Origin of the sequence: Streptococcus mitis, assembly GCF_047464945.1 — a bacterium.
GTDB lineage: Bacteria > Bacillota > Bacilli > Lactobacillales > Streptococcaceae > Streptococcus > Streptococcus mitis_EA.
This window is the reverse complement of the sequence record NZ_JASHAX010000003.1, coordinates 69,974-83,768: the sequence shown is the minus strand read 5'-3', so window position 1 is coordinate 83,768 and position 13,795 is coordinate 69,974. Positions and strand designations below refer to the sequence as shown.

Annotated in this window: 6 protein-coding genes; 3 read left to right on the top strand and 3 right to left on the bottom strand. The window is 42.6% G+C overall.

Annotated features, from left to right (window positions below; genetic code table 11):
• Positions 1-633, top strand: a complete 633-nt coding sequence (locus tag QM424_RS04780; RefSeq protein WP_042900559.1) for an ABC transporter ATP-binding protein — start codon at positions 1-3, stop codon at positions 631-633.
• A 140-nt stretch (positions 634-773) separates the two neighbouring features.
• On the top strand, positions 774-1,052 hold the full coding sequence (locus QM424_RS04775) for a hypothetical protein (RefSeq protein WP_000712968.1): 279 nt from the start codon (positions 774-776) through the stop codon (positions 1,050-1,052).
• Between the two features lie 508 nt (positions 1,053-1,560).
• On the opposite strand, the gene ndk is transcribed toward QM424_RS04775, so the two are convergent.
• From ndk to rpoB, 3 genes are all read right to left on the bottom strand, one after another.
• On the bottom strand, positions 1,561-1,974 hold the full coding sequence (ndk, locus tag QM424_RS04770) for a nucleoside-diphosphate kinase (RefSeq protein WP_000438297.1): 414 nt from the start codon (positions 1,972-1,974) through the stop codon (positions 1,561-1,563).
• Positions 1,975-2,080: 106 nt separating this feature from the next.
• A complete protein-coding gene (rpoC, locus tag QM424_RS04765) occupies positions 2,081-5,758 on the bottom strand; it encodes a DNA-directed RNA polymerase subunit beta' (RefSeq protein WP_414393297.1) in 3,678 nt (1,225 codons plus the stop codon).
• Between the two features lie 32 nt (positions 5,759-5,790).
• Entirely contained in the window at positions 5,791-9,402 is a 3,612-nt protein-coding gene (gene rpoB / locus QM424_RS04760) for a DNA-directed RNA polymerase subunit beta (RefSeq protein ID WP_414393295.1), read from the bottom strand.
• 448 nt (positions 9,403-9,850) lie between these two features.
• Between rpoB and QM424_RS04755 the strand changes: the two genes are divergently transcribed.
• Entirely contained in the window at positions 9,851-13,723 is a 3,873-nt protein-coding gene (locus QM424_RS04755) for a pullulanase (protein ID WP_414393293.1), read from the top strand.
• Positions 13,724-13,795 lie beyond the last annotated feature (72 nt).

Sequence of the window (13,795 nt, the reverse complement as noted above, 5' to 3'; positions counted from 1 at the left end):
ATGATTGAACTTAAACAGGTGAGTAAATCTTTTGGAGAACGAGAGTTATTTTCGAATCTTTCAATAACATTTGAGGCTGGAAAAGTCTATGCCTTAATTGGTTCAAGTGGTAGCGGAAAAACAACCTTGATGAACATGATTGGGAAATTAGAATCTTATGATGGGACGATTTTTTACCGAGGTAAAGACTTGGCCAATTATAAATCGAGTGATTTTTTCCGTCATGAATTGGGCTACCTCTTCCAGAACTTTGGCTTGATTGAAAACCAAAGTATTGAAGAAAACCTTAAGCTAGGTCTCATTGGTCAAAAGTTGAGTCGGTCGGAACAGCGGTTGAGGCAGAAGCAGGCTTTAGAACAGGTCGGCCTGGCTTATCTTGACCTAGATAAGCGCATCTTTGAGTTATCGGGCGGAGAATCGCAACGGGTTGCCTTGGCAAAAGTTATCTTAAAGAATCCACCCTTTATTTTGGCAGATGAGCCAACAGCTTCAATAGACCCAGCAACCTCTCAGTTGATTATGGAGATTTTGCTATCTCTTCGAGATGATAATAGGCTAATCATTATCGCAACACATAATCCGGCAATTTGGGAGATGGCTGATGAAGTGTTCACGATGGATCGTCTGAAATAAAAATCCTTGTTTTTAATTGCACGATGAGTTACTGAAATATTATCATGAATCAATAATTGGAGTTAATTTAGAATTGTACTTTATTAATATTGAGGTAACTTTTTCTTGATAAAGGAAGAAATAGTGGAGAGGAAGTTAGAATGAAAAAATTCGACAATTATATTATTGAGAAGCCTTGCGATTCTAATTCAGATAAACTGCAAAAAATCTTAATAATTGAAAGTTTGGTAGATGATATTTTGCAATTTTCTCTCAGAATCAATAACAGTGTAGGAGAGATTTTCCTCCTACAACCGTTTCAAAAGAAAACTATCTTTATTCCATGTTATTTTGAGGAAGATATTGTGAAAGTCAAAGATGATGATAAAGTTGAGTGGAATTTGTTAGAATTTCAAAAATTTAGAGCATTTTTGGCTTAGTAATCTGTATTGAAGGCTCAAAACCTATGGTAAAAAAGTAGCTTTGAAAACGTATTACCTCCAAAGATTTAGTTAAATAATGATTTAACACAAAAAGAAATTATCGAAGTTCTGGAAAGATGTTGTTTCAGTATTGAGAAAAAGTGGGAAAAACTTGCGATTTTCACAGAGAAAGGAAGAAAAAGTATAGAAATATAATCAATTGAAACAAGAACAGGACAAAAGAACCTTTTGTGCCATATTTTTCTCCTTTCGCTTTACAATTGGCTTGAACACCTTTATTGTATCGCGTTTGGAGTTTTTTGGGTATAACCTTCGACGCGCACCCGCATAGCGGGTGTTTTTTTGTCTCGCACCTAACGGAGCGAGACGAACTAATAGTCACTTAATCAAAAAACGCACCATATCAAAAACTAAAAAGTTTGATATCATGCGTCATGTCTTAAACTAATTAACTATACTTTCTATTCAAATGAGCTTTTAACCAATTGATTGAGCCACTCCACTCTTAAAACCAAAGTGCTATCTCTCGCTTAGCTGACTCTTCTGAATCTGAACCATGTACAACATTTTGGATAACCTCATTTTCTCCAGCAGCTTTTGCAAAATCACCTCGAATAGTTCCTGGTAAAGCTTCTTCTGGACGAGTCGCACCCATCATAGTCCGCCAAGTTTCGATTACTTTGGGACCAGAAATGATACCTACAAGAACCGGTCCTGAAGTCATAAATTCACGAATCGGTGGGTAAAAACTCTGACCAACCAAGTCCTGATAGTGCTGGTCAATCAACTCTTCTGAAACCTTTGTACGCAACTCCAATTTTTCGATTGTAAATCCACGCTGTTCGATGCGTTTTAACACTTCACCTACTAGTCCTCTTTTTACACCATCTGGTTTAATGATAAAAAATGTTTGTTCCATACCTGTCTCCTTTGTCAGCTTCTTTCTTTTATTTTACCACATTTTATGGAAAAACAGAGAAAGTTTTCAGAAAAGAAAAGAGAACCCGAAGGTTCTCCATTCTTTTTTATTCTACTGTTTCTTCCACAGTTTCAACGGCAGTATCCACAACTACTTCTGTTGTTTCTTCATTCCCTTCTTCCTCTACTGGAGGATTAAGGTATTCTTCTTCGTTGACAGCATGTGGTTCAAGGTTACGGTAACGAGCCATACCAGTACCTGCTGGGATGATCTTACCGATGATAACATTTTCCTTGAGTCCAAGGAGATGGTCTTTCTTACCACGGATAGCTGCGTCAGTAAGGACACGAGTTGTTTCCTGGAAGGAAGCCGCTGACAAGAAACTGTTTGTTTCAAGTGAGGCTTTGGTAATTCCCATAAGGACTGGACGACCAGTCGCTGGAACTCCTCCTGCGATAAGGACATCTTTATTGGCATCTGTAAAGTCATTGATATCCATGAGGGTACCCATGAGAAGATCTGTGTCACCTGGATCCATGACACGGACTTTACGGATCATTTGACGAACCATTACCTCGATGTGTTTGTCACCGATTTCTACCCCTTGGCTACGGTAAACTTTTTGTACTTCACCGAGAAGGTACGTTTCAACTGACAAGACATCGCGAACTGCAAGGAGGCGTTTTGGTTGGATAGAACCTTCTGTAAGAGCAGCACCACGCGCTACTTGGTCTCCAACTTCGACACGCATACGAGCGGTAAATGGAACGACATATTCCCCTTCGCCAGTTTCACCCTTAACAAAGACTTTCTTAGTGCGAGTTGAAGCATCTTCTTCGATAGCGGTAACTTGTCCTTTAACCTCCGTGATAACCGCTTCCCCTTTAGGATTGCGGGCTTCAAAGATTTCTTGGACACGAGGAAGACCCTGAGTGATATCGGTATTTGAGGCAACCCCACCCGTGTGGAAGGTACGCATTGTAAGCTGTGTACCAGGTTCCCCGATAGATTGGGCAGCGATTGTACCAACTGCTTCACCAACTTCAACCGCATCACCAGTCGCCAAGTTGATACCATAACAGTGACGGCAGACACCATGACGAGTGTTACATGTAAATACAGAGCGGATAGTCACTTCTTCCACACCAGCATTAACAATTTCACGCGCCTTGTCTTCTGTAATCAACTCATTTGGACCGATGATAACTGCACCAGTTTCTGGATGTTTAACAGTTTTCTTAGTGTAACGACCATTGAGACGTTCTTCCAGAGACTCGATCATCTCTTTTCCTTCTGCGATAGAACGGATCAAGAGACCACGGTCAGTTCCACAGTCGTCCTCACGGATGATAACATCTTGGGCAACGTCAACCAAACGACGAGTCAAGTAACCTGAGTCGGCTGTCTTAAGGGCCGTATCGGTCATACCTTTACGCGCACCGTGAGTTGAGAAGAACATTTCGAGTACTGACAAACCTTCGCGGAAGTTTGAAAGGATTGGCAATTCCATGATACGTCCGTTCGGAGCCGCCATCAAACCACGCATACCGGCAAGCTGTGAGAAGTTTGAGATGTTACCACGGGCTCCAGAATCCATCATCATAACGATTGGGTTCTTAGGATCTTGGTTGGCAATCAAACGTTTCTCTAGTTTTTCACGGGCAGCACGCCATTCAGCTGTAACGGCATTGTAACGCTCGTCGTCTGTGATCATACCACGACGGAATTGTTTTGTGATTTGTTCTACACGTTTGTGTGATTCTTCAATGATTTCAGCCTTGTCATCAACGACTGGGATATCGGCAATACCCACTGTCAATCCTGCAAGAGTTGAGTGGTGGTAACCGAGGTTCTTCATACGGTCAAGTAGGGCAGAAGTTTCTGTCGTACGGAAACGTTTGAAGATTTCAGCGATGATATTCCCAAGGTTTTTCTTCTTGAATGGAGGATTGAGTTCAAGTTTGCTGATAGCTTCCTTGATATCTCCACCAAGTGGCAAGAAGTATTTAGCTGGAACGCCTTCTGTCAAGTTGGCATTGTTTGGTTCTTGCAAGTATGGTAGACCCTCTGGCATGATGTCGTTGAAGAGGATTTTACCAACTGTTGTAAGCAAGACCTTGTGTTTTTGCTCTTCTGTCCAAGGCTTGTTGAGACTATCTGTTGCGATACCAACACGCGAGTGAAGGTGAACATAACCATTACGGTAAGCCATAACCGCTTCGTCACGGTCCTTGAAGACCATTCCTTCACCTTCACGACCAGCTTCTTCCATAGTCAAGTAGTAGTTACCCAAAACCATGTCCTGAGATGGAGTAACAACTGGTTTACCATCTTTCGGGTTCAAGATGTGCTCAGCAGCTAGCATCAAGATACGAGCTTCTGCTTGGGCTTCTTCTGAAAGCGGTACGTGGATGGCCATTTGGTCCCCGTCAAAGTCGGCATTGTAGGCTTCACAGACAAGCGGGTGCAAGCGGAGGGCCTTACCATCAATCAAGACTGGCTCGAAGGCTTGGATACCCAAACGGTGAAGGGTCGGTGCGCGGTTCAAAAGCACTGGGTGTTCTTTAATCACTTCTTCCAGGATATCCCAGATACGCTCATCTCCGCGTTCCACCAAGCGTTTAGCAGCTTTGACGTTTTGCACGATATCACGTGCAACAATTTCACGCATAACGAATGGTTTAAAGAGCTCAATCGCCATTTCACGTGGCACACCACATTGGTACATCTTAAGAGTTGGACCAACGGCGATAACAGAACGTCCTGAGAAGTCAACACGTTTACCGAGCAAGTTTTGACGGAAGCGTCCTTGTTTACCTTTAAGCATATGGCTCAATGATTTCAATGGACGGCTACCTGGTCCTGTGATTGGACGACCACGACGACCATTGTCAATCAAAGCGTCAACTGCTTCTTGAAGCATACGCTTCTCATTTTGAACGATGATACCAGGTGCATTCAACTCAAGCAAACGAGCCAAACGATTGTTACGGTTGATAACACGGCGGTAAAGGTCATTCAAGTCAGATGAAGCAAAACGTCCACCATCCAACTGCAACATTGGACGAAGATCTGGTGGAATAACCGGAAGGATGTTGAGAATCATCCATTCAGGTTTGTTTCCAGACTTGTAAAAGGCATCCAAAACATCCAAACGACGGATGGCTTTGACACGTTTTTGTCCAGTAGCTGTTTTCAACTCTTCTTTGAGTTCAGCAATTTCTTTTTCAAGATCTACTTGTTTCAAAAGGTCTTGGATGGCTTCGGCACCCATCTTGGCAACGAATGATCCATAACCATATTCACGCAAGCGCTCACGGTATTCGCGCTCTGTCATGATAGTCTTGTGTTCCAGTGGTGTATCCTTAGGATCAATCACCACATAAGCCGCAAAGTAGATAACTTCCTCGAGGGCACGAGGGCTCATATCAAGGGTCAAGCCCATACGGCTTGGAATCCCCTTGAAGTACCAGATGTGAGATACAGGAGCTTTCAACTCAATATGCCCCATACGCTCACGACGAACTTTTGTACGCGTTACTTCAACCCCACAACGGTCACAAACAATCCCTCTGTAACGAATGCGTTTGTACTTACCACAAGCACATTCCCAGTCTTTTGTAGGACCAAAGATAACTTCATCAAAGAGTCCTTCACGTTCTGGTTTCAAGGTACGGTAATTGATTGTTTCAGGTTTTTTGACTTCTCCATAAGACCATGAACGGACTTTACTTGGAGAAGCTAGGGTGATTTGCATACTTTTAAAACGATTTACATCAACCACTATTTCTTCCCTTTCTATTCTAAGTGAGCTACTTATTCTTGTTCAGCAGCTTCTTCTGTTGCTTCCGCTTTTGTTGCTTTCTCAGCTTCTTCAGCTTCAAAGGCTGCTTTAGCCTCTTGGGCTGCTTTTTCGCGGGCTTTTTCAAGGTCATCTACGTGGATGACATCTTCGTCCATTCCTTCATCCAAGTCGCGAAGTTCCACTTCTTGGTCATCTTCGTCTAGGACACGCATGTCAAGACCAAGAGATTGCAATTCTTTGACAAGAACTCGGAAGGATTCTGGCACACCTGGTTTTGGAATTGGTTTTCCTTTTGTAATGGCTTCATAAGCTTTCAAACGTCCGTTGATATCGTCAGACTTGTAAGTCAAGATTTCTTGAAGGACATTTGATGCACCATAGGCTTCAAGAGCCCAAACCTCCATCTCACCGAAACGTTGTCCACCAAACTGAGCTTTACCTCCGAGTGGTTGTTGGGTAACAGTTGAGTAAGGTCCGACTGAACGCGCGTGCAATTTATCGTCAACCATGTGGTGGAGTTTGATCATGTACATGACTCCGACAGAAACACGGTTATCAAACGGTTCTCCAGTACGTCCATCGTAAAGGATTGTTTTGGCATCGCTATCCATACCTGCTTCTTTAACAGTTGACCAAAGGTCTTCAGAACTTGCTCCGTCAAAGACTGGTGTTGCGATGTGAATACCAAGAGTACGAGCTGCCATACCAAGGTGGAGCTCCATAACCTGACCGATATTCATACGTGATGGCACCCCAAGTGGGTTCAACATGATGTCGACTGGAGTTCCGTCTGGAAGGTAAGGCATGTCTTCTACAGGAACGATACGAGAGACAACCCCTTTGTTTCCGTGACGTCCGGCCATCTTATCTCCGACCTTAATCTTACGTTTTTGAGCGATGTAGACGCGAACCAGCATATTAACACCTGATTGCAATTCATCTCCATTTGCACGTGTAAAGATTTTAACATCACGAACGACACCATCAGCTCCGTGTGGTACACGAAGAGAAGTGTCACGTACTTCACGAGATTTATCTCCGAAGATAGCGTGCAAGAGTCGTTCTTCAGCTGAAAGGTCTTTCTCACCCTTAGGCGTTACTTTACCTACAAGGATATCGCCTTCTTTAACCTCAGCACCGATACGGATAATCCCCATTTCGTCAAGGTCTTTAAGGGCATCTTCACCAACGTTTGGAATTTCGCGAGTGATTTCTTCAGGCCCAAGCTTTGTATCGCGTGTTTCTGATTCATATTCTTCAAGGTGGACAGATGTGTAGACATCGTCTTTCACCAAGCGTTCGCTCATGATAACGGCATCCTCGAAGTTGTAACCTTCCCAAGTCATGTAGGCAACGATTGGGTTTTGTCCAAGCGCCATTTCTCCATTTTCCATAGAAGGTCCGTCAGCGATGAAATCACCTTTTTCAACGACATCGCCAACTCTTACGAGAGTGCGTTGGTTGTAGGCAGTACCTGAGTTTGAACGACGGAATTTTTGGATATGGTAAACATCCAATGAACCATCTTCACGACGAACTTCTACCTTGTCAGCATCTGCATAGGTAACTTTACCATCATACTGAGCAATCACAGCCGCTCCAGAGTCGTGGGCAGCTTGGTATTCCATACCAGTACCAACGTAAGGTGCTTGAGGATTGATCAATGGCACAGCCTGACGTTGCATGTTGGCTCCCATGAGGGCACGGTTGGAGTCATCGTTTTCCAAGAAAGGAATACATGCCGTCGCAACGGCAACTACCTGTTTTGGTGATACGTCCATGTAGTCAACAACATTAGCTGGATACTCTTGGTTGACCCCTTGGTGACGTCCCATGACAACTTTCTCAGCAAATGTTCCATCTTCATTCAGACGAGAATTAGCCTGTGCTACAGTAAATTCATCTTCTTCATCGGCTGTCAACCAAACGATTTCGTTTGTGACAACACCTGTTTCACGGTCAACCTTACGGTATGGTGTTTGAACAAAACCATACTTGTTCAAATGTCCGTAAGATGACAAGTTGTTAATCAAACCGATGTTAGGTCCTTCAGGTGTTTCGATTGGACACATACGACCATAGTGAGTGTAGTGCACGTCACGTACTTCATATCCAGCACGGTCACGTGTCAAACCACCAGGTCCTAAGGCTGACAAACGGCGTTTGTGAGACAACTCAGAAAGTGGGTTGTGTTGGTCCATGAACTGTGACAACTGTGATGAACCAAAGAATTCTTTCACCGCAGCTGTTACAGGACGGATGTTGATAATTTGTTGCGGTGTCAAGACTTCGTTGTCTTGAACAGACATACGTTCACGGACATTACGTTCCATACGAGAAAGTCCAAGACGTACTTGATTGGCAAGCAATTCACCAACCGCACGGATACGACGGTTTCCAAGGTGGTCGATATCATCTACACGGCCAAGTCCTTCAGCCAAGTTGAGGAAGTAGCTCATCTCAGCAAGGATATCTGCAGGAGTGACGATACGAACCTTGTCATCTGGATTGGCATTACCAATAATCGTTACGACGCGGTCTGGATCAGTTGGTGCAACAACCTTGAATTTTTGAAGAACAACTGGCTCAGTCACAACGGCTGCATCGTTTGGAATGTAGACAATCTTGTTCAAGTCGCCATCCAAATGGCTTTCAATGCTTTCAATCACACTACGAGTCATGATTGTACCAGCTTCTACCAAGATTTCGCCTGTTTCAGGATCTACCAATGGTTCCGCAATGGTTTGGTTGAGCAAACGTGTTTTAACATTGAGTTTTTTATTGATCTTGTAACGACCAACTGCTGCCAAGTCATAGCGACGTGGGTCAAAGAAACGAGCTACAAGCAAGCTACGTGAGCTTTCAGCAGTCTTAGGCTCACCTGGACGAAGACGTTCGTAGATTTCTTTCAAAGCTTCGTCTGTACGAGAGTCCATTGGGTTCTTATGGATATCTTTTTCAACAGTGTTGCGAACCAATTCGCTGTCACCAAAGATATCAAAGATTTCATCATCACCTGAGAAACCAAGCGCACGAACCAAGGTTGTAAATGGAATCTTACGAGTACGGTCGATACGAGTGTAGGCAATATCTTTTGAGTCGCTTTCAAGTTCCAACCAAGCTCCACGGTTAGGGATAACAGTTGAACCGTAGCCCACTTTACCATTTTTATCAACTTTATCATTAAAGTAAACACCTGGTGAGCGGACCAACTGAGATACGATGATACGTTCACCACCATTGATGATGAAAGTACCCATTTCAGTCATGATTGGGAAATCACCAAAGAAAACTTCTTGGGTCTTGATTTCGCCTGTTTCTTTATTGATCAAGCGGAAGGTTACAAAAATTGGTGCTGAGTAGCTAGCATCGTGGATACGAGCTTCTTCTAGCGTGTATTTTGGTTCCTTGATTTCATATCCAACAAATTCCAACTCCATTGTGTCTGTGAAGTTTGAAATTGGCAATACATCTTCAAATACTTCCTTAAGACCGTGGTCTAGGAAAGCTTTGAATGAATCAGTTTGAATTTCAATCAAATTTGGTAAGTCAAGAACTTCTTTGATTCTTGAAAAACTACGACGGGTACGATGTTTCCCGTATTGAACGTCATGTCCTGCCAAGATGATTCTCCTTTGTAAATAAGTTCCAAGCCTTATCAATCAGGCTTTCTAATCGTCATATGGTTGTAAAACCCCTATCACCGTGTCCCTTTGATAAATTTTCAGAATCTTTAAATCTTTGTTACAAGTACTCAAAATCCTGAAAAAAAGCACAAAAAGAGCAGCTAAATCTGACTTTTTCAGAAGATTTAACTGCTGTGAGCCTTGTCTGGACAATATTTCAGACAAAACCTACGACAAATGATTACTTATATTATACCCTATTTAGCTAGATTTTTCAAGGAGATTAACGATTTTTTGACAAAATCTTTTCCTATAAGAAATACTAGCTAAATCGTAGCAAAACCTGTTGCGATTTTTTCTTTTATTTTAATTTTAGGAAAACGCTTGCATCTTATTTTACTAAGTGCTATACTGATGATAGAAATTTATTGATTGGAGAATCATTATGAGAAAAATACCATCTCAAACTGAGAAAAAAATGGTTTACAGCATCCGTTCCCTCAAAAATGGAACTGGTTCTGTCCTTATTGGAGCAAGCCTTATTCTGCTTGCCATGGCTACACCAACTATCTCAGCAAACGAAAATACACCAACCACTAACGAACCCAGCAACAGAAATACGACCTCCCTTACTCAACCTCTTACTGATGCAACAAACATCGCTGGCAAGAAAGAAAGCGATTTTTCTTCACCTAATAATGCAAACGCTTCCCTAAAAAAAGAAGAAGCTCCTTCAACAGAGACACCTACTCCTGCTACAACTCCAGCCGATTCAGCACCACAAACTGGGCAAGATCGTTCAAATGAGCCAACTACTTCTACTAGTCCAGTAGCAACTGAAACTAAGGCAGAAGATCCAATCGAAAACAACTATTTCCGTATCCACGTCAAAAAGCTTCCTGAAGAAAACAAGGATGCTCAAGGACTATGGACTTGGGACGATGTTGAAAAACCATCTGAAAATTGGCCAAACGGAGCCTTGTCCTTCAAGGATGCCAAAAAAGATGACTACGGCTACTACCTAGATGTCAAATTAAAGGGAGAACAAGCCAAGAAAATTAGCTTCCTCATCAATAATACAGCTGGGCAAAATCTAACCGGCGATAAATCTGTAGAAAAACTAGTTCCAAAAATGAACGAGGCTTGGTTAGACCAAGATTACAAGGTTTTCTCTTACGAGCCACAACCTGCAGGTACTGTTCGCGTCAACTACTACCGCACTGACGGCAACTATGACAAGAAATCTCTTTGGTACTGGGGAGATGTAAAAAATCCAAGCAGTGCTCAATGGCCTGACGGAACAGACTTTACGGCTACAGGCAAATATGGTCGCTATATCGACATTCCTCTTAAGGATGCCGCCAAAGAATTCGGCTTTTTATTACTAGATGAGAGCAAAAAAGGAGACGACGTGAAAATCCGTAAAGAAGATTATAAGTTTACAGATTTGAAAAATCATAGCCAAATTTTCCTAAAAGATGATGACGAAACGATTTACACAAATCCATACTATGTTCATGATATACGTATGACAGGTGCCCAACACGTAGGAACTTCTAGCATTGAAAGTAGTTTTTCAACACTAGTCGGTGCTAAAAAAGAGGATATCCTCAAGCACTCCAACATCACTAATCACCTAGGAGAAAAAGTAGCTATTACCGATGTCGCAATCGATGAGGCTGGTAAGAAAGTGACCTACAGCGGAGATTTCTCTGACACAAAACATCCTTATACTGTTAGCTACAATTCCGACCAATTCACTACCAAAACAAGCTGGCGACTTAAAGATGAGACTTACAGTTATGATGGCAAACTGGGAGCTGACTTAAAAGAAGAAGGAAAACAAGTTGATTTGACTCTTTGGTCACCAAGTGCTGATAAGGTTTCTGTCGTTGTCTACGACAAGAATGACCCTGAAAAAGTGGTTGGAACTGTCGCTCTTGAAAAAGGAGAAAGAGGAACTTGGAAACAAACTCTAGATAGCACAAACAAACTAGGAATCACAGATTTCACTGGCTACTATTATCAATACCAAATCGAGCGTCAAGGTAAAACTGTTCTTGCACTCGATCCTTACGCTAAGTCCCTCGCTGCTTGGAATAGTGATCTTGCAAAAACAGACTCTTCCCATAAAGTGGCTAAAGCCGCCTTTGTAAATCCAGCTAAACTAGGACCTCAAGACTTGACTTATGGTAAGATTCACAACTTCAAGACTCGTGAAGATGCCGTTATCTACGAAGCTCATGTGCGTGACTTCACTTCAGATCCTGCCATTGCAAAAGACTTAACCAAACCATTTGGTACCTTTGAAGCCTTTATTGAAAAACTAGACTATCTCAAAGACTTAGGTGTGACCCACATCCAGCTCCTTCCAGTCTTGTCTTACTACTTTGTCAATGAATTGAAGAACAATGAACGCTTGTCTGACTATGCTTCAAGCAACAGCAACTACAACTGGGGATATGACCCTCAAAACTACTTCTCCTTGACTGGTATGTACTCAAGCGATCCTAAAAATCCAGAAAAACGAATCGCAGAGTTTAAAAACCTCATCAATGAGATCCACAAACGTGGCATGGGAGCCATCCTGGACGTAGTTTACAACCATACAGCCAAAGTCGATATCTTTGAAGACCTAGAGCCAAACTACTACCACTTTATGGATGCTGATGGAACACCTCGAACTAGCTTTGGTGGTGGACGCTTGGGGACAACCCACCATATGACCAAACGGCTCCTAGTTGACTCTATCAAATATCTAGTTGATACCTACAAAGTGGATGGATTCCGTTTCGATATGATGGGTGACCACGATGCAGCTTCTATCGAAGAAGCTTACAAGGCTGCACGCGCCCTTAATCCTAACCTCATCATGCTGGGTGAAGGTTGGAGAACCTATGCTGGTGATGAAAATATGCCTACTAGAGCTGCTGACCAAGATTGGATGAAACATACCGATACTGTCGCTGTCTTCTCAGATGACATCCGTAACAACCTCAAATCTGGTTATCCAAACGAAGGTCAACCTGCCTTTATCACAGGTGGCAAGCGTGATATCAACACTGTCTTTAAAAATCTGATTGCTCAACCAACCAACTTTGAAGCAGACAGCCCTGGAGATGTCATCCAATACATCGCAGCCCATGATAACTTGACCCTCTTTGACATCATCGCTCAGTCTATTAAAAAAGACCCAAGCAAGGCCGAGAACTATGCTGAAATCCACCGTCGTTTGCGACTTGGAAATCTCATGGTCTTGACAGCTCAAGGAACTCCATTTATCCACTCTGGTCAGGAATATGGTCGCACCAAACAATTCCGTGACCCAGCCTACAGAACTCCTGTAACAGAGGACAAAAAACCAAACAAATCTCACTTGTTGCGTGATAAAGACGGTAATCCATTTGACTATCCTTACTTCATCCATGACTCTTACGATTCTAGTGATGCTGTCAACAAATTTGACTGGACTAAGGCTACAGATGGAAAAGCATATCCTGAAAATGTCAAGAGTCGTGACTATATGAAAGGTTTGATTGCCCTTCGTCAATCTACAGATGCCTTCCGACTTAAGAGTCTTCAAGATATCAAAGACCGTGTCCACCTCATCACTGTCCCTGGCCAAAATGGCGTGGAAAAAGAGGATGTAGTGATTGGCTACCAAATCACTGCTCCAAATGGAGACATCTATGCAGTCTTTGTCAATGCGGACGAAAAAGCCCGCGAATTTAATTTAGGAACCGCCTTTGCACATCTAAGAAACGCTGAAGTTTTGGCAGATGAGAACCAAGCAGGACCAGTTGGAATTGCCAACCCGCAAGGACTTGAATGGACTGAAAAAGGCTTAAAATTAAATGCCCTTACAGCTACTGTTCTTCGAGTCTCTCAAAGCCGTCCAGCTATGGAAGATAAACCAGAATTTGACCTTTCTAGCTTAAAACAAGAACACGGTCCAAATAACGGCCAAGACAATATGTCAAACCGAGTAGTCAAACCGGAACAGCAAGAACCAGCTCCACAAACTAAACCTGATTCTGCAAAACCAGATGAAAATATAGCTGATACAGAAGATAAACCTAGCCAAGCTACAACTGATTCACAAGCTGAACAAGAAGCACAACCAGCATCTGTAAGTGAAGCTATTCGAAACGAATCGGTAGAAAACTCTAGCAAGGAAAATATACCTGCAACCCCAGCTAAACAAGCTGAACTTCCAAATACAGGAACCAAAAACGATCACAAACTCCTGTTTGCAGGAATTAGTCTCCTTGCCCTTCTAGGTCTCGGGTTCTTGCTAAAAAACAAAAAAGAGAACTAAACTAGCCCTCCTATAGAAAAATTCCCCACGTATTAAAAATTATCAACACGTGGGGGATTATTTTTTGTACAA

Bases quoted from the DNA above. Each gene is read 5' to 3' on its own strand.
- QM424_RS04775 (WP_000712968.1), top strand. From the start codon at position 774: ATGAAAAAATTCGACAATTATATTATTGAGAAGCCTTGCGATTCTAAT.
- ndk (WP_000438297.1), bottom strand. From the start codon at position 1,974: ATGGAACAAACATTTTTTATCATTAAACCAGATGGTGTAAAAAGAGGA.
- QM424_RS04780 (WP_042900559.1), top strand. From the start codon at position 1: ATGATTGAACTTAAACAGGTGAGTAAATCTTTTGGAGAACGAGAGTTA.
- QM424_RS04755 (WP_414393293.1), top strand. From the start codon at position 9,851: ATGAGAAAAATACCATCTCAAACTGAGAAAAAAATGGTTTACAGCATC.